The 17,070-nt window shown below is 64.4% G+C and carries 18 protein-coding genes; 5 read left to right on the top strand and 13 right to left on the bottom strand.

The window, feature by feature from the left end; all coding sequences use genetic code 11:
- Window positions 1-5: 5 nt before the first annotated feature.
- Window positions 6-509 carry a glycosyltransferase gene (locus P9272_RS09090; protein ID WP_128260986.1) on the bottom strand — a complete coding sequence of 168 codons (504 nt, stop codon included), beginning with the start codon at window positions 507-509 and terminating at the stop codon, window positions 6-8.
- A 149-nt stretch (window positions 510-658) separates the two neighbouring features.
- Here P9272_RS09090 and P9272_RS09085 point away from each other — a divergent pair, with 149 nt between their 5' ends.
- Together P9272_RS09085 and P9272_RS09080 are read left to right on the top strand one after the other, a co-directional pair.
- Window positions 659-1,813, top strand: coding sequence for a PA0069 family radical SAM protein (locus P9272_RS09085; protein ID WP_128260985.1), 1,155 nt, complete (start codon window positions 659-661; stop codon window positions 1,811-1,813).
- A 196-nt stretch (window positions 1,814-2,009) separates the two neighbouring features.
- Window positions 2,010-2,705 carry a ribonuclease HII gene (locus tag P9272_RS09080; RefSeq protein ID WP_278160265.1) on the top strand — a complete coding sequence of 232 codons (696 nt, stop codon included), beginning with the start codon at window positions 2,010-2,012 and terminating at the stop codon, window positions 2,703-2,705.
- A gap of 103 nt (window positions 2,706-2,808) precedes the next feature.
- On the opposite strand, the gene P9272_RS09075 is transcribed toward P9272_RS09080, so the two are convergent.
- The 7 genes from P9272_RS09075 to P9272_RS09045 all read right to left on the bottom strand — a co-directional run bounded on the left by P9272_RS09075 (window position 2,809) and on the right by P9272_RS09045 (window position 8,374).
- The gene (locus P9272_RS09075; RefSeq protein WP_278160264.1) at window positions 2,809-3,300 is read right to left on the bottom strand and encodes a F0F1 ATP synthase subunit B; all 492 of its coding nucleotides are present in this window, start codon (window positions 3,298-3,300) and stop codon (window positions 2,809-2,811) included.
- 11 nt (window positions 3,301-3,311) lie between these two features.
- Complete coding sequence (locus tag P9272_RS09070; protein WP_278160263.1) at window positions 3,312-3,893, bottom strand: F0F1 ATP synthase subunit B; 582 nt, start codon at window positions 3,891-3,893, stop codon at window positions 3,312-3,314.
- 61 nt (window positions 3,894-3,954) lie between these two features.
- Window positions 3,955-4,179, bottom strand: a complete 225-nt coding sequence (locus tag P9272_RS09065; RefSeq protein WP_027164582.1) for a F0F1 ATP synthase subunit C — start codon at window positions 4,177-4,179, stop codon at window positions 3,955-3,957.
- A 79-nt stretch (window positions 4,180-4,258) separates the two neighbouring features.
- A complete protein-coding gene (locus P9272_RS09060) occupies window positions 4,259-5,020 on the bottom strand; it encodes a F0F1 ATP synthase subunit A (protein WP_278160262.1) in 762 nt (253 codons plus the stop codon).
- A gap of 66 nt (window positions 5,021-5,086) precedes the next feature.
- The gene (locus P9272_RS09055) at window positions 5,087-5,479 is read right to left on the bottom strand and encodes an AtpZ/AtpI family protein (protein WP_040990987.1); all 393 of its coding nucleotides are present in this window, start codon (window positions 5,477-5,479) and stop codon (window positions 5,087-5,089) included.
- A gap of 267 nt (window positions 5,480-5,746) precedes the next feature.
- Window positions 5,747-6,928, bottom strand: a complete 1,182-nt coding sequence (locus tag P9272_RS09050; protein WP_278160261.1) for a cell wall hydrolase — start codon at window positions 6,926-6,928, stop codon at window positions 5,747-5,749.
- Window positions 6,929-7,099: 171 nt separating this feature from the next.
- Window positions 7,100-8,374, bottom strand: a complete 1,275-nt coding sequence (locus P9272_RS09045) for an MFS transporter (RefSeq protein ID WP_278160260.1) — start codon at window positions 8,372-8,374, stop codon at window positions 7,100-7,102.
- A gap of 115 nt (window positions 8,375-8,489) precedes the next feature.
- Here P9272_RS09045 and P9272_RS09040 point away from each other — a divergent pair, with 115 nt between their 5' ends.
- Entirely contained in the window at window positions 8,490-9,410 is a 921-nt protein-coding gene (locus P9272_RS09040) for a LysR substrate-binding domain-containing protein (protein ID WP_278160436.1), read from the top strand.
- Between the two features lie 132 nt (window positions 9,411-9,542).
- Here the strand turns inward: P9272_RS09040 and der are convergent, their stop codons facing one another.
- Together der and P9272_RS09030 are read right to left on the bottom strand one after the other, a co-directional pair.
- Window positions 9,543-10,973 (bottom strand): ribosome biogenesis GTPase Der, encoded by a 1,431-nt coding sequence (gene der / locus P9272_RS09035; RefSeq protein ID WP_278160259.1) that lies wholly within the window; start codon window positions 10,971-10,973, stop codon window positions 9,543-9,545.
- Window positions 10,974-10,979: 6 nt separating this feature from the next.
- Complete coding sequence (locus tag P9272_RS09030; RefSeq protein ID WP_128258909.1) at window positions 10,980-11,645, bottom strand: tetratricopeptide repeat protein; 666 nt, start codon at window positions 11,643-11,645, stop codon at window positions 10,980-10,982.
- Between the two features lie 207 nt (window positions 11,646-11,852).
- On the opposite strand from P9272_RS09030, the gene P9272_RS09025 reads away from it, so the two are divergent.
- A complete protein-coding gene (locus tag P9272_RS09025) occupies window positions 11,853-12,863 on the top strand; it encodes a polysaccharide deacetylase family protein (protein WP_278160258.1) in 1,011 nt (336 codons plus the stop codon).
- A 121-nt stretch (window positions 12,864-12,984) separates the two neighbouring features.
- Here P9272_RS09025 and sbmA read toward each other — a convergent pair whose 3' ends face one another.
- From sbmA to P9272_RS09010, 3 genes are all read right to left on the bottom strand, one after another.
- Complete coding sequence (gene sbmA, locus P9272_RS09020; protein ID WP_128258911.1) at window positions 12,985-14,262, bottom strand: peptide antibiotic transporter SbmA; 1,278 nt, start codon at window positions 14,260-14,262, stop codon at window positions 12,985-12,987.
- Window positions 14,263-14,384: 122 nt separating this feature from the next.
- Window positions 14,385-15,542, bottom strand: coding sequence for a YbfB/YjiJ family MFS transporter (locus tag P9272_RS09015; RefSeq protein ID WP_278160257.1), 1,158 nt, complete (start codon window positions 15,540-15,542; stop codon window positions 14,385-14,387).
- A 232-nt stretch (window positions 15,543-15,774) separates the two neighbouring features.
- Entirely contained in the window at window positions 15,775-15,975 is a 201-nt protein-coding gene (locus tag P9272_RS09010; RefSeq protein ID WP_128258912.1) for a hypothetical protein, read from the bottom strand.
- Window positions 15,976-16,072: 97 nt separating this feature from the next.
- Between P9272_RS09010 and P9272_RS09005 the strand changes: the two genes are divergently transcribed.
- Entirely contained in the window at window positions 16,073-16,987 is a 915-nt protein-coding gene (locus tag P9272_RS09005) for a LysR substrate-binding domain-containing protein (protein ID WP_278160256.1), read from the top strand.
- The last annotated feature ends 83 nt before the right edge of the window (window positions 16,988-17,070 follow it).

The following is a 17,070-nucleotide window of genomic DNA, read 5'->3' as shown; positions in this document are numbered from 1 at the left end:
AGGCGTCACTTCGGCGACGCCACCCGGATTTCGGCGTTCAACCGCCTAGTCGCGAGACCCCGAGCCAGGGCTTCCGCGCTGCGCGCGCTCTTTGCCAGAGCGGAGGCCTGGCGCTTGCTGATGACAAGACCCTCGGCCAGCGCCCGGTTGCCCGAAAAGACACGCGCCAGGAAAGGCGCGCGATCGGCGCGGGCGCGTGAAAAGCGTGCCGGCATGGTTTGCCTCGCCGTGTGGGCGACGACTTCGTCGATCCAGCCTTCGGCGAGCCGGGCGCCAGGTTCCAGAAGCAGCAGCCAGTCGCCCTTGGCCTGACTGATACCGGCGCCGATGCCGCCGGTCACATAATGACAGCCGGCATGTTCGGCCACCCGATGCGTTTGGTCCGTCGAGCCTTGATCGCAGACGATGACGTCGCGCACCACGCCTTCGACCGCGCCGCCGACCAGCGAGGCGAGCGTACGGGCAAGCCCCTCTTCGTCATTGCGGGTTTCGATGAGGACGCTGATCATTCTTAGCCGAATAGCGGAAAGCCAGGGTTTGCGCCAGTTGCGCTTTTCAGCTGAAAAAGTTCTTGCTTTGTTCTCCTCCGGCAAATAGGAATAGTTTCATGAACAGAGCGATTCGACAGCCTGCCGACAGGCCCTGGGAAAGGGCGAAAATGGAACAGATCGTACGCGCCGACATTGCTGCTTTCGGAGCAGGCAGAGCCGAAATGGCGAACGCGATGATCGAGCAAAGCGGCATGCGCGTGCGGCCCGACCGCAATCGCGGCCGCTCGGCCGGCATCAACCCGTCCGGCCGGTTCGAGCCGGTCAGCCGGCATGTCTTCGATGACGGCTGGAACTCGCTTGAGGAGCTGCCGCCCTTCAAGACGGAAGTGCAGGTCGAGAAGCCGCGCACCATCATCACCCGCAACGAGTCGCCCGACATTTCCTTCGACCGTTCGATCAATCCATATCGCGGCTGCGAGCATGGCTGCGTCTACTGCTTCGCCCGGCCGACGCATGCCTTCATGGGCCTGTCGCCGGGGCTGGATTTCGAATCGAAGCTGTTCGCCAAGCCGGATGCGGCGCGCATGCTGGACAGGGAGTTGTCTAAGCCGGGCTACCAGCCGCGCACCATTGCCATCGGCACCAACACCGATCCCTATCAGCCGATCGAGAAGCAATACCGCATCATGCGCGAGATCCTCGAGGTGCTGGAGGCGCGCGGACACCCGGTCGGCATCGTCACCAAGTCGGCGCTGGTGACGCGCGACATCGACATCCTGTCGCGCATGGCGGAGCGCGGCCTTGCCAAGGTGGCGCTGTCGGTGACGACGATGGACCGCATGCTGGCCCGCACCATGGAGCCGCGCGCGTCGACCCCGACGAAGCGGCTGGAGGCGATCAGGCAATTGTCGGACGCCGGCATTCCGGCCTCCGTGATGGTGGCGCCGATCATTCCGGGCCTGACCGATCCGGAGATGGAGCGCATCCTCGATTCGGCGCGGGCCGCCGGCGCGAGGGAGGCAGGCTACGTCATCCTGCGCCTGCCGCTCGAAGTGGCGCCGATCTTCAAGGATTGGCTGTTGCGGCATTATCCGGATCGCTACCGGCATGTGATGTCGCTGATCCGTTCGATGCGCGACGGCAAGGACTACGACTCCGAATGGGGCAAGCGCATGAAAGGCGCCGGCCCCTATGCCTGGCAGATCGGCCGGCGCTTCGAGATCGCGGCCAAGCGCCTCGGCCTCAACGTCGAACGGCGGCAGCTTCGCATCGATCAATTCGTCGCAGGCTCCGGCGCCGGCGAGCAGTTGATGCTGCTTTGAGCTCGCTGCCGGCGATGACTGGCAGGTACCAAGCAGTTCCAGGCAAAGCGGTTTTCCGTCTGGAATTGCAGTCTTTTTGAAGTATCCCGTCCGGCCCCTGTCCCCCGGCTGTGAGACGGTGCCCTCCCGGTCCGGCGCCCCACCCGACCCGGAGGGACTTGCGGAGAATCGGAGCCGATGCGAACCTCGCCGCACCATGGCTCGCGCGCGTTCCGATTCTCCGCTCCTCTTTGAAATGGTCGAGAAGCCTGACTTCTCGATCGAGACGAAAGCGATGGCCGACGGGCTGTGGCCGGTCGCCGGCATGGACGAGGCAGGGCGCGGTCCGCTCGCCGGCCCGGTGGTGGCTGCGGCGGTGGTGCTCAACCCCGCAAATATTCCTGAGGGCCTCGACGATTCCAAACGCCTGACCCATTTGCAGCGCGAGGCGCTGTTCCTTAAGATCCTCGGTTCGGCGCTCAGCGTCTCGATGGCCTCGGTCAGCGCCGAAGGCATCGACAACAGCAACATCCTGAAAGCGAGTCTCGAAGCGATGCGCCGCGCCGCGGCGGGCCTGTCGCTGCAACCGAAACTCGCCTTGGCCGACGGCCGCGACATTCCGCCAGGCCTCGCCTGCGAAGGCCGCGCGCTGATCAAGGGCGACCAGCGCTCGCAGTCGATCGCCGCCGCCTCGATCGTCGCCAAGGTGATGCGCGACCGCATGATGTGCGGCTGCGGCGGCCATCACGAGCACTACGGTTTCGAAGTGCATATGGGCTATGCGACGGTTCGGCACCGAACCGCGATCGAGTCGCATGGCCCGGTGGCAAGGCTGCACCGGACCTCCTTCGCGCCGTTCAGGCTGGGCGGGGTGGAAGTGGTTGAGGAAGAAAGCTTGGCGGGATTGGAGTAACGGCGACTGCCTCGATCCTTCGTCATCAACTCTGACGAACGAGCTACAACAAAAAAACCGCCGGGTTGCCCAGGCGGCTTTCTGATTAGCGACTGCAAAAGGCTCAGTTCAGCTTGGCCTTGACGTCATTGAGCGCCGACTTGAACAGGTCGGCACCGGCCTTGGCATCGACCTTGGCGGCAAGCAGCGCGCGGGCGGCCTCGACGGCGATGTCGACGGCGCTGGCACGCACTTCGCTGACGGCCTCGCGCTCGGCCTGGCTGATCTTCTGCTCGGCAAGCGCGGTGCGCCGGGCGACATAGTCCTCGGTCTTCTTGGCCGCTTCCGAAGCAAGCAGCTCAGCCTCGCGCTTGGCGGCGGCGACGATGTCGGCGGCCTCCTTCTCGGCTTCCTTGCGCTTCCGCTGATACTGGGCAAGCAGCTGCTGGGCCTCTTCACGAAGCTTGCGCGCTTCCTCGAGCTCGCCGCTGATCTTGGCCGCGCGAGCGTCCAGCGACTTGGTGAGCATGCCCGGCACCTTCAGATAGATGACGGCGCCGAGGAAAATGATGAGCGCGATGGTGGCCCAGAGCGTGGCGAGTGATGTGGCGTCCATGATCCAGCTCCTCACCGGCTCGCAGATTTGACCGCGGCAGCGATCTCCGACTTGTCGGCCTTGCCGCCGACAAGCGCCTCGACGATCGCCGACGTGGTGTCCTCGGCGATCGTGCCGACTTCCTTCATCGCTCTTGCCTTGATCGAGGCGATGCTCGCCTCGGCCTCGCCGAGCTTCTTCTCGAGCTCGGCCTCCAGCTTCTTGCGCGCGCCTTCGGCCTCTGCCTTGGCGGCGTCGCTTGCCTGCTGGCCAATCTTGTTGGCGTTGGCCTTGGCCTCCGCCAGTTCCTGCTCATAGGCGGCAACGGCGGCATCCGCCTCGCCCTTCAGCCTTGCGGCATGGTCGAGGTCCTGGGTGATGCGATCGTTGCGGACATCGATGATGCCGCCAAGACGCGGCATCACAACGCGCTTCAGGAACAGGTAGAATAGCCCGAAGGTGATGACCAGCCACAGGATCTGCGACGGGAAGGTCTTGGCATCGAACGGCGGGAACGCTTCATGCTCCGCCGCAGGCACGGCAGTGCCCGCATGCGTATCGCCCTCGGCCGCGGCCGGCGCTGCTTCTTGCGCATAGGCAGATGTCACGAACATCTCATTCCCCTGTCCATGGAACGGGGCCGCACCATGTGGCCCCTTTCGTCAGCTCTCAATCTTACTTGAAGACCAGGAGCAGAGCGATCAGGAGCGAGAAGATGCCCAGAGCTTCGGTCACGGCGAAGCCGAAGATCAGGCGGCCGAACTGGCCGTCAGCAGCCGACGGGTTGCGAAGCGCGCCTGAGAGGTAGCTGCCGAAGATGTTGCCGAGGCCGATGCCCGCGCCGCCCATGCCGATGCAGGCGATACCAGCGCCGATAGCAGCTGCTGCAGTTGCGTCCATTTCAAAACTCCTGTGGTTTGCTTGTTCGTTGCAGTTGGTACGTTGGGTAAGCTGGCGCCGGGGCGCCGGTGAAGATCGATCAGTGGCTCGGGTGCAGAGCGTCGTTCAGATACATGCAGGTCAGCACCGCGAACACATAGGCCTGCAGGAATGCAACCAGCAGTTCGAGAGCGGAGAGCGCGACCGCCATGGCAAGCGGCAGCACCGAGCCGGCGATGCCCACGGCGCCCAGCGCGCTGAGGCTGACGACGAACCCCGAGAACACTTTCAGCGTGATGTGGCCGGCCAGCATGTTGGCGAAAAGACGAACCGAGAGGCTGACGGGGCGCGAAACGAAGGAAATAACTTCGATCGCCACCACCAGCGGCAGAAGATAACCGGGCACGCCATGCGGCACGAAAAGCTTGAGGAAGCCGAAGCCGTGCTTGGCGAAGCCGTAGACCACGACCGTGCCGATGACCAGGATCGCCAGCGTGAAGGTGACGATGATGTGGCTGGTGACGGTGAAGAAATAGGGGAACAGGCCGATCAAATTGGCGACCAGCACGAACATGAACAGCGAGAACACCAGCGGGAAGAACTGCATGCCCTGTTTGCCGGCGGCATCGCGCAGCATGTTGCCGACGAATTCGTAGGCCATCTCGGAGATCGACTGCAGCCGCCCCGGAATGAGCGCGCGGCTGGCTGTGCTCATGTAGAGGAAGCCCGACGCCAGCACGATCGTCACCACCATGAACAGGGAGGAATTGGTGAACGAGACGTCGTAACCGCCGATATGCAGCGGGATGATCGGATGGATCTGGAACTGGTGGATCGGATCGACCTTGTCAGCAGCAGCCACTTTAAATCCCCGTCAAAGCCACAACCGGCTTCTTAAGTTCGCTTCGGCGCCTTGCGGCGTCCCACTTCATTCTTTCGGCTCGCGCGGCTTGCCGCCTTGGCCGAACTCGGATGCCAGTCCCGCAGAGCGCAGGACGTTGAGTATACCTGCGCCAAAGCCCAGCAACAGGCCGACAATCAGACCCCAAGGCGCTGTTCCCGCCAGGCGGTCGATGATCCAGCCCAAGCCGACACCGACCACCACTCCGGCGATGAACTCGCTGGACAGTTTCAGCGCCTGACCGTAACCGGTCGCAGCTTTCGCTTCGTCTTTCCCCTCGAGCCGGTCCGTGCGTCTCGTCGCAAGCGATGCTTCGAGATCGCGCCGGCGGCGCTCAAGTTCGTCGTCGCGGATGGTGGCTTCTGGCTGCCTGCCGCGGCCGGTTTCTCCGGTTCCGTCTGGCCCGGTTTTGTCGGCCATCGCAACCCCCCTGCCCGGGCAGACGATCGCCGTCCGTCCGCTTCTAAAGTCGCCGGCAACATAGTTAGAGGGTCCGCGCCCGTCAAGCCACGGCCCGAACTTCCAAGCGATGTATTTTTCGATGTTAAAACAAGGAGTTATCGGGGTGCGACATCGTGCCCTTCACGCCCGCGTGAGGCGACGGCGCGAATCCGCGCAACAAGCCGCGTCCGCCGCGGCGCGCAAGGCGCCGAAAGAAGGACAGCCGGTAGCCTCGTTTTAGGCGGCTCAGCTCCAGCCGCCGCCATAGGTGCGGTAGAAGATATGCAGGCCGATCCTGGTCATGCGCTGCATGGCGCGCGCCCAGCCCGGATGGACGTAATTGGCGTAGTAATGCGTCGACGAGCCGACCTCGGGAATGAAGATCTTGCCGGCGGTCACCGCCATGGCGACCTCCTGAGCGGTCTTATAGGAAGCCTGGTCGGTGATGGTCTTCTTCCTGCCGTCGCACGCGAAGGAGAACTGGCAGCGATTGAACCAGTCGTCGTTCTGGTAGACGACGCCGCAGATGGTCTTCGGATAGGCCGGATTGCGGACTCGATTCAGGATCACCTGGGCGACCGCCGCTTGGCCACGGATGGGCTCGCTGCGAGCCTCGAAATAGATGCCCTTGGCGAGGCACTCCTGTTCCGGCTTGGAGAAAACGGCCGCCGGCAGCGGGTTCTGCAGCCAGGCATGGTCGCCCTTTCCCATCGGTGGGATGAAGCGGCCGTTGTTCGGATCGTCCTGCAGCAGCGCCTCGAAGGGCGACGCCTTGGCGTAGTCAGGTGCCGACTGCGCATAGGCGGTGGCGAGGATATCCGGCTTATCGTTGTTGACGAGGGCAACGAGCGCCGCTGGCAGGGCCGGGTCAGGCTTCTTGTCCTCGCGGAGATGGAAGGACTGGGCGATCTGGACTTCCTTGCCCTTGATGCCCGGCTTGGCGAAGGTGAGCTTCAACCCGCTGTCCATGCTCGGCCGAAGCAGCGAGGAGGTACGCTCGAAAATCGAGCCGGCGCTGAAATTCTTCGGCGGCGCGACGGGCGAGACCTGAATGAGGCGGCCTTTCTTGTCGGCGCGCACAACACGATCCTCATCGGGCCTGGCGCCCGCGGCGTTGCCCTTGCCACGGAAGGCGACGGTGCCCAAGCCCGGCAGATTGACGCCCGAGCCGGAGATCGAGCCGGTGGCGGTGGAATCGATGAACGGCATTTCGGCGGCATGCACCGAGCCGGCGGCGGATTTCTCGATATAGGCGTTCCAACGGGCGTTGGGCGACTCCAAGCCGGTGATCAGGCTGGTCATATCCTGATAGGCGACGACCGACGGAAAGCCGATCCACATGCCGAGCCCGAGCACCAAAGGAGAAAGGAAGGAACGTCTTTTCGCAACGGCGGCGGCGGCAAGCCGCATGGAAATGCGTCGATGCACGGAACTCTCCAGAACGCTACTGACCCCGGAGAGCCAAAATGAAGCATTAACCTTGATGCGGGGTTAACGACATCGATCATGTTCTTTTCATGTTTGAGGAAAGCCGGCTTTCTGTTTACACAGCAAGCCGGCGAAGAATCGGGCCTGGCGGGTGCATCAGATTTGGGTGAATCAGGCCTGACGCAGGAAGATCGGCCAGGCGAGCGCCGCGCAGATCGCGGCCGCGAGCCACACACCGGGCCACGCGAAGACCACGAGCAGCCACGGAATGGCGATCGGCACCAGGCAGAAGCCGACGAACACAAAGCTGTTGGCGAGGCTGAGCGCGGTGCCGACATGGCCGGCGCCGGCTAGCGTGGCAAGCTCGGTATAGGCGACGCCGTGCCAGGCGGAGACGAATATGCCGGCAACGACGACCATCAGCGGAAGCAGCTGCAGCAGCAGTGGTGCTCCGGCGGCGCCGATCACCAGCAGCCACAGCACCAGGAAGGCCAACGCGCTCAACGCACTGCAGAATTTCAGGAACGGACGGCGGTTGCCATGACGGTCGGTGAAACGGCCGCTCCAGACGCGCATCGCCATGGCTCCGGTCTGCACGGCAGCAAGGGTTGCGCTGGTCACAAAGGTGCCCATGCCGGCAAAGTCGTGCAGGAAGACCGAGGCGAAGGTCAGCACCGCGACCTGCGGAAAGCAGAGCAGACCGATGGCGGTCGAGATGCGCCACACCTCGATGTTGCGCAAGGGCGCCGGACCGCTTGTGATGGTGGCGGCGTGGCCGCCGCTTCCGACCGGCGGCTCGTGCAGCCAGCGCCAGGCGAAACCGGCCGAGAGCGCGGAGACGGCCGCAAGCAGGCCGAAGACCGCGGTGAAGCCCAGACCCAGCGCCAGCGAAGGCAGGACGAGCGCGCCCAGCCCGCCGCCGAGCGGCACCGCCGTCTGCCTGATGCTCATGGCGAAGCCGCGCTCGCCCTCGCCGAACCAGCCCATGATGGCGCGCCCGCTGGAGCCGTTGACGCTGCCGCCGAGCAGGCCGGCGACAAGCAGGCTTGCCGACAGCAGCGCGACGCCTGGGATGGCGGCTTTTGTCGGCACCACGAGCAGCGCCATGATGAAAAGCCATGCCGCCGTCGCGCCGAGCCCGGTCAACAGCACGCGGCGGTCGCCCCAGCGGTCGGTGAGCACGCCCCAGGGCAGTTCGCTCAGCGCCACGCCGAGGCCGAGAAGCCCAAGCGCGAGGCCGAGCGAGGCATTGTCGAGATGGTAGCCCTGGCGCATCGCCACGGCGCTCGCCGGAATGCCGGAGAAGGTGGCGGAGAAGCCGGCATTGGCGGCGACGCCGATGCCCAGCACCTTCCAGCGATGATTGGGACCGAAGGAGCGGCGCGCGGAGGTGACGGCGGCGACATCAGGCTGTTGGCAGTCGCTGCGTGTGACGATGGCGGACATGATCCCTTTCCCGATAAGGCCGGCTGACGGCTTGACGGACGGGATGTAGCGCCATAGCGTCATCCATAAAATCAGGAAATTCTTGATCAATATTCCTGAAAACCAGGACGATCTCATGCGCCGCGTCACTTTCGACCTCGACGTCCTCAGAACCTTCGTTACCGGCATGGAGCTGGGCAGCTTCGCCAAGGCGGCCGAACGGCTGGGACGCTCAACGTCCGCGGTCAGCGCGCAATTGAAGAAGCTCGAAGAGCAGGCGGATACGCCGATCTTCCGGAAGGCCGGGCGTGGCCTGGCGCTGACCGAAGCCGGCGAAACCATGCTCGGCTATGCGCGGCGGCTGATCGAGCTCAACGACGAGGCGGCCTCCGCCATTCGCGACGTCGAGCTGGAAGGCTGGGTGCGGCTTGGCCTGCAGGAGGATTTCGGCGAGGCCGTGCTGCCCGACGTGCTTGGCCGCTTCGCCCGCGCCCATCCCAAGGTGCGGATCGAGGCGCGCATCGGACGCAGCCACGACCTGGCCGAACGTGTTCTGTCCGGCAATCTCGACATCGCGCTCGCCTGGCATGACGGCACCACCCTGCCCTACAGCCGCCATGTCGCCGATGTGCAGTCGCGCTGGATCGGTCCGGCGAAGTCGATCGAGGCCGGTCCGCGCAGAGGCGAGCCGCTGCCGCTGGTGGTGTTCGAAGCGCCGTGCCTGTTGCGCACTGTCGCCACGGAAACGCTCGACCGCGCCGGCATGCCCTGGCGCATGGCGTTCTCCAGCCCAAGTCTCGGCGGCATCTGGGCGGCGGTGGCGGCCGGCCTCGGCCTGACGATCCGAACCGATATCGGCCTGCCCGCCAATGTCAGGGCGATCGCGCCGGGCGTGTTAGGGCTCCCTGCCCTGCCGATGATGGCACTGCATCTGCACCAGAAGGACGCCGAGCTCGATCCGGTCGCGGCGCGGCTGGCGGAGATTCTTTTGCAGGCGGCACTGGAGACGCTGCCGGAGGGAGCGCGGACCAAGGAGGGCTTGCTAAAGGTCGCCTAAGTTTTGGGGGGCGCGAAGGATCACAGCTTATCCGCTGCGTGGCCGCATTCCTCAACAGGGTCTGCGCGCGTCGCTTCGCTTCCTTGCTCCGCCCGTGGTTGAGGACTGGAGAGGCGTCGCCGCCCTAATGCCTTACCGCTTCTTCGCGCGGCCCGCGAAAGGATTGTCCGACGTCCGCAGCGCCATGCGGATCGGCACGCCGGGCATGTCGAAGGCCTCGCGCAGGCTGTTGGTCAAGTAACGGACATAGGATTGCGGCATCGCGTCGGGCCGCGAGCAGGAGACGACGAAGCCCGGCGGCCGGGTTTTTGCCTGGGTGACATATTTGATCTTCAGCCGGCGGCCGGCGACGGCGGGCGGCGGGTGATGCGCCAGGATGCCTTCCAGCCAGCGGTTGAGCTTGCCGGTGGAGACGCGGCTGTTCCAGACCTTGTGCGTCTTGATGACGCTTTCCATAAGCTTGTCGAGGCCACGCCCGGTCTCGGCCGAGACCGGCACCGCCTGGATTCCGCGCACCTGCGGCAAGAGCCGCTCCGTCTTTTCGCGCAGCTCGGCCAAAAGCTCCTGCGGGTTGTCGATCAGGTCCCATTTGTTGAAGGCGATCACCGGCGCCCGACCCTCGCGGATGATCAGGTCGGCGATCTGCAGGTCCTGCTTCTCGAACGGGATGGTGGCGTCGAGCACGATGATGACGATCTCGGCAAAACGGATGGCGCGCAGGCCATCCTGCACAGAAAGCTTCTCGAGCTTCTCCTGCACCTTCGACTTGCGCCGCATGCCGGCAGTGTCGAACAGCTTGATGCGGCGGCCGCGCCAGTCCCAGTCGACCGAGATCGAATCGCGGGTGATGCCGGCTTCCGGGCCGGTGAGCAGCCGCTCCTCGCCGATCAACGCGTTGATCAGCGTCGACTTGCCGGCATTGGGGCGGCCGACGACCGCGATGCGCAGAGGCTTGGTGTCGTCATAGGGTGCTTCGGCATCCGGGTCGGCGATGTCCTCGCCGATCAGCACCTCGCTGGCGGCGATTTCGCCGCTGTCTTCCTCGTCGTCCTCGCCGAGCGCGCGCTCTTCGCCAAGTGCTTCGACCACCGCGTCGCGCAGGTCGGGCATGCCCTGGCCGTGCTCGGCCGAGACCGGGATCGGCTCGCCGAGGCCAAGCTCCCAGGCCTCCAGCATGCCGCCTTGCGCGCCGCGCGCCTCTGCCTTGTTGGCAACGAGAACCACCGGTTTGCCCGATTTGCGCACCACATCGGCGAAGGTGCGGTCGTCCGGCATCAGGCCTGACTTGGCATCGACGGTGAAGAAAATGAGGTCGGCCTCGCGAATGGCGATCTCGGTCTGCTGGCGCATGCGCCCGGGCAGCGTCGAGGCGGCCGCATCCTCGAAGCCCGCGGTGTCGATGACATCGAAATGAAGATCGTAGAGCTTTGCCGCATGAACGCGGCGGTCGCGCGTGACGCCTGGCGTGTCGTCGACAAGCGCCAGCTTCTTTCCGACCAGCCGATTGAAAAGAGTCGATTTGCCGACGTTAGGCCGGCCGATGATGGCGACTTTGAAGCCCATCCGGGATCACGACGCGTTGCCCGACCCGCGGATCAGCTCGGACATCAACTGCGCCCGCTGGCGCACATTGCGCGGGGCGCCGTCATCCGAAGAGATCTGGTCGAACAGTTTGAGCGCGTCCGCCGACTTGCCATCCTTCCAGGCGGCAAGGCCAAGCGCCTCGCGCGCCGAATGGCGCAGCGGATTGGTGTCGGCCGTGAGTGCCTCGACCCGGCTGGAGACATCGGCGAAGGAGCCGTGGTCGACGAGCAGCAGAGCTGCCCTCAGCCGCGCCATGTCGCGGATACCGGCGGGAATGGCGCCATCGGCCGCGACGGCGTCGAAATCCTTGACCGCGCCGTCGACGTCGCCCTTGTCGGCCTTGACGGTCGCGGCGCGCATGCGGGCGAGCAGCGGATAGGCACCATAGCCGTCCTTCTCCAGCTGATCGAGAGCGGCGATCGCTTCATCGTTCTTGCCGTCATTGGCGAGCTTGAGGGCCGCCGAGAAGGCGTCGCCCGAGCGGTTTGCGCGGGTCTCGTCCCAGTAGCGGTAACCCACGACGGCGGCGGTCGCCAGCACGATCAGGATGGCGATGCCCAGAATGGCGGGGCCAAAACGGTCCCACAGCGCCTGCGCCTGCTCGCGACGAATCTCTTCGTTCACTTCGCGGATAAAACTGTCGTCCGACATTCAATCAAAAACCATTGCGGCCACAAACCTTCGCGGCGCTTCTTGAGCCCGCGTTTTAGCGAAATTTTGTCGGCATGGAAGGGGGCGGGCCGGAAAATCGGCGGAGACCGGCAGTTGCCCCACAGGACCTGCCCGAACGCATCGACGCCACATTTGCGCGATAGCCGGCTTCCGATCGGCCGGAAGGGTCCCGCCAGAAAGTTGCCAATGCTTCGTTCGTACCGCGTCCTTGCATACAGTCTCGCCTCGCTCGCCTCAGTCAATGCCACCCTCGCCGATCCGCCGAAACCGCCAGCCGTTTCGCCGGCCAGGCCCAAGCAGGTCGTGCTGATCTCGTTCGACGCTGCGCGCGAGGTCTCGCAATGGCAGCGCAGCCGCGCGCTGGCAAAGCGCACTGGCGCCCATTTCACCTATTTCCTGTCCTGCGTCTTCCTGCTCTCGCCGGAAACGCGGCAGGAGTATACCGGCCCCGGCAAGGCCGCCGGCAAATCCAATGTCGGCTTCGGCGCCTCGAAACAAGATGTCGCGGATCGGCTAGAGCAGGTCAGGCTGGCGGCGGCCGAGGGCCATGACATCGGCAGCCACGCCTGCGGCCATTTCGACGGCAAGGCGTGGAGCAAGGCCGACTGGCTGACCGAATTCGCTTCCGTGCGGCGCATCTTCGAAAACGCTTATGCCATCAACGGCATCCCCGAGCCGGCCGACTGGCGCGATTTCGCGCATCATGCCCTGGTCGGGTTCCGCGCGCCCTATCTCTCGGCCGACAAGGCGCTTTACGAAGCACTGCCGCAGGCCGGCTTCCAATATGACGCGAGCGGCGTTTCGAACGGTCCGACCGTTCCGCCAACCCTCAATAGCACGACCCGCTTTGCCCTGCCTCTTATCCCGGAAGGACCGAAGGCAAAGCCGGTGGTCGCCATGGACTACAATCTTTATGTCCGCCATTCAGACGGTACCGAGAAACCGGCGATGGCGGGCGAATTCACCGAGCGCGCCTATCAGGCATTCCACGCCGCCTTCGATGCCGAGTACAACGGCAAGCGCCTGCCGCTGGAGCTTGGCTTCCACTTCACCCTGATGAACGGCGGCGCCTATTGGGACACGCTGGACCGGTTCGCCAGCGAGGTCTGCGTGAGGGCTGACGTCGAGTGCATCAGCTTTCGCGATTATGTCGCACGCCAGCGCGCCGGCCAGGCGCAGGCGAGCGTGGGCGGCTGACTGGACCAGCCGCGCCCTAAAGCGCGGCACGATCTTTCAGATTCGCTTCATGAGCTTTAGGGTCTTTGATCTTACGCATGTCTCGATCCCGAAACCGGTTCCCGCTTTCGGGGAACATGATTTAACTTACCGGCTGATCTTCGGGACGCATGCCAGCCCGCTCGCGTTCCAGATAATGCTGATCGATAACCGGCAGCTGTTCGCCTTGCAGCGTCGCCTCGAAGGCCCGCAAACGTTTGTGCACAGACTGCAGTTCGACAATCGTCGACCAAGAATTCAACAGGAACTGCAGCGAATTCGTCACCTTGCCGAACGCGTTCGAGATCTGGTTCAGCGCGCCAAACGTGATCTTATGCGCGACCAGCGAAGGCCCGAGGATCAGCAGCGAGAAGATGTTGTCGGCCTGCAGGTAGGTGTAACGAACAACGTTGAAATAGATGTAGTGGAAATAGAGCTTGAAATAATTGCGGCGGACGTTGTTGAACAATTGTGTCGTCGTCGCCGGCTGAGCCCGGTCGGGATGATCTTCGCCGTAGACAAGCTCCTTGCGATAGGCTGCCTCGACACGCTGGTTGCGGAACTGCAGGCCCGGCAGCTTAAGACCCGCCACCATCACTGAGACCGTTCCGAACAGGCACCAGCCCAATGCGGCAATGACCAGTGGTTGGGGGACGGCGCCGATGATCGGCAATTCGGTGATGTGAGCCTGTAGCTGAATCAAGACCGGCAGAAAGGCGATCAGGGTCATGATCGACTGAACGAAGGTCGAGCCGAGATCTTCCATGATCTGCGAGAAACGCATCGTGTCTTCCTGGATACGCTGCGAGGCGCCCTCGATGTGGCGCAGCCGGCCCCAATTGGCCATGAAGTAATCGTTCATCGCGGTGCGCCAACGGAAGATCCAGTGGCTAACGATGAAGGCGTTGACCACCTGCACATTCATGCCGACCAGCGCCAGCCAGGAGAAATCGGCCAGCCCTTTGTAGAATTCTATGTTGGTCGAGGGAGTCGTTCCCGACATCAAGCCTTGGACGTAGTCGAAGAACGGGCCATACCAATTGTTGACCGCGACCGAGATCTGAACGTTGAAGTAGATGAAGAACAGGATGACGGCGGTCATCAGGATCGACCAGTTCTGCCACGGGTGCGGAGCGTACCAGTTCCAGAACGCGTAGAAGATCACCACGCAGGCCACGAAGTAGATGTAGAACCACAGGAACGGCTTCGACCACAGCACCGCGATGCCAATTATGGGCGGCGTGCCGGCCGCTGCCGCCGGCAGGCCGACAACGGCGCCCAGTTGCTCACCACCGAAGAACCAGAACAGGATCGCCGCAAGGCTCCAGACGGCGGCCGAGGTGAAGAAGAGCTTCGGCTGCGGGAAGAAGGATACGAACACTGTGGCGGGTTTCCTCGGTCTGACCGCAAATCAGCGGCGTTGCTGTTCGGCGGGCATAAGGTCACACATCAGGGGGAAAGAAAATGCCCTGCCCGATGCCCGGCATCGAACAAGGCCGCAAATCATGGCGATTTTGGCGCGGCCGACCAGGCAATGACGCCGGAGGCGAGCAGCGCGGCCGCCGCCATGAAGGAGGCAAGGGTATAATTTCCCGAAGCCTGGGCGAGCAGGCCCGCAGCGACCGGGCCGACGATCTGGCCAACGCCGAAGGCAGCCGTCATCACCGCGAAGACACGGCGCGGCGCCCGCGGCGCGAGTTGCCTGCCCATCTGGATGCCCAGCGCCGTGATGGCGATGAAGGTGCCGCCGAGCAGGACGCCGGCGATCAGCGGTCCGGCAGCGCCCTTGACGACGACGCTGGCGGTCACGCCGACCACCTCGATCAGGCAGGTGACCGCATAGGCGGCATAGAGCCCGATCCGCCCGGCCAGCTTCTGCCACAACCAGGTCGAGGGAAAGCCGGCAAGGCCGGCGACCATCCAGACGGTGGCCTCGAAGACGCGGCCGCCGCCGCCCTGCCGAACAATGGCGATCAGAAACGTCGCGGTCACCACATAGCCGAAGCCGAACAACCCGTAGGCGACGATCATTTTGGTCAGGGACCTGTCTCCGGGCAGCGCCGGCTCGCGACCGGCAACGCCATTGGCTGGCCTGGCGGAGCCGGCAAGCAGCGCGACCAGAAGCAGGCCGGCCAGCGAGATCCCTCCCGACCAGAGCCAGCCCGCGCTCCAATCGGCATGCTCGGTTACCAGGACGGCCAGCAGCGCCGAGGACGCCGCGATGCCCAGGCCAACGCCGCCGAAATGCAGCGCCTGCAGATCGCCGCGGTCGGCTTCCGCCAGGTGGCTGAAGACGATCGAAGACATGAACACCATGACGAAAGCGCTGGCGAGGCCGGCGAGAAAACGGATGACGAGAAAGGCTGCCACCGTCTCGTTCAGGCCCATCAGACCGGCAAGCAAGGCGCTGGCAATGAGGCTGGCGAACATCAGCATGGGCTCGCGGCCATGCGCCCAGCCGCCCGCGGCAGCCATCGCGCCGACGAGATAGCCGAGGTAGTTGGCGGAGGCGATCCAGCCGGCATCGGCCGGCGTCAGATGCAACGCCTCCATCATGCCGGGAAGGATCGGCGTGTAGACGAAGCGACCGATGCCCATGGCGACGGCAAGCGCTATCATGCCGGCAAAGGCAAGACGCACGGGGGATGGCAAGGCGTTCATTGCGGCGCACAATAAGAATGCGCGCTCGCGAAACAATGCGCTTGCGTTGGGCCAGTGTGGGGACGAGGCGCCTGCCGTTTAAACACCTCTGCAATCGAAACGCCTCTCAGCGTTTGCGATGCCTTTCATCGCCCTGACGGCGGCAGGCAGATCAGGGGCGGCGCCGACACCGGCAGAACAGCTTACAAGATCTGCGACGGCATCGCTTGACTTGCCGCTTCTGTTCGATCTTTCAGCGGCCAACCACTCCCCTCGTCTCATAAGTCGTCCGGCGAGCCGTCAGCCGGAACGGCATGTCGCCGAGTTCGCGCTCCGACATGGTGTCGAGCACGGGATGCGACAGTGGATCCATGATCCAGCGGGCGATCTGGCCATCGTCGCGCTGCCTCGCCTCGATCCCGGAAAGCCCTTTCAGCAAAGATAAAATCTTCATGGGGCAACCTCCTGCCTCAAGGTCAGCCCACCTAAATTCTGCCCTTTCTCGACAGGTTTCAATTGAGATTTTGGCCCAGGCGCTTTAGAAAAACTGAATGGCTATCCTGAACCGTGTCCATCTCAACGGCCTGCGCGCCGTGGAAACCGTCGCCCGGCTGGGATCGCTGGCAGCAGCGGCGGGAGAGCTGAACGTCTCGGTCAGCGCCGTCAGCCAACAGGTCAAGCGCACGGAAAAGCAGCTGGGGCAGGCGCTGTTCGAACGCACGACAGGCGGGCTGGTGCCGACCGAATTCGGCGTCGCCTTCACGGCGCGGCTCAGCGCAGGCTTCCGTGAGATCGCGCAAGCGGTGGCGCTGGTCGACGAGGCCAACGAGTGCACGCTGGTCGTGTCGGTGGCGCCGGCCTTCGCCTCGAAATGGTTGTTGCCCCGGCTGTCGCGGCACTTCGCGCGGCATCCGAACGTGCTTTTGCGCATCGACGCCTCGGCCAGGGTGGCCGATCTCGACCGCTCCGACATCGATATCGCCATCCGGCTTGGCGACGGCAAATGGCCCGGCGGCCGCGCCGAGCTTCTGCTTGCCCAGGAAGTGTTTCCGGTCTGCGCTCCGTCGATCGCGGCCAGGCTGAAGTCGATCGGCGATCTGGCGCAGACCTGCGCCATCACCGACGAGCGGGCAATGTTCAGCTGGGACGGCTGGTTCGAGGCGGCCGGCGTCGAGCCGGTCACCTTCCAGAAGGGGGCGCGCTTCACCGATCCGATGCTTTGCCTGGAATCGGCGATCGCCGGCCACGGCGTGATGCTCGCTTGGCAGTTGCTGACCGCCGACGCGCTGGCCGACGGGCGGCTGGTCGCGCCGTTCGGCGTGCGGGCGCACAGCGGGCTAGGCTACTGGCTGGTGACCTCGGCCACAAAGAGCGAAAGCCGCAAGGTGCGCGACTTCAAGGTCTGGATCCGCGAGGAGATCGAGGCCACCATGGCGCAGTTCCGGGCACTGGACAGCGCCGCATAACCGCTGCGCACTTCGGGCAACCGCCATGCTTGTGAGCAGGCCCAGCCGATCGCGGTGGAAAGGTCAATCGCAGCGGTCTATGT

The organism is Mesorhizobium sp. WSM4976, assembly GCF_029625685.1.
In the GTDB taxonomy this organism is placed as follows: Bacteria; Pseudomonadota; Alphaproteobacteria; order Rhizobiales; family Rhizobiaceae; genus Mesorhizobium.
This window is presented reverse-complemented; position numbering and strand designations above follow the sequence as displayed.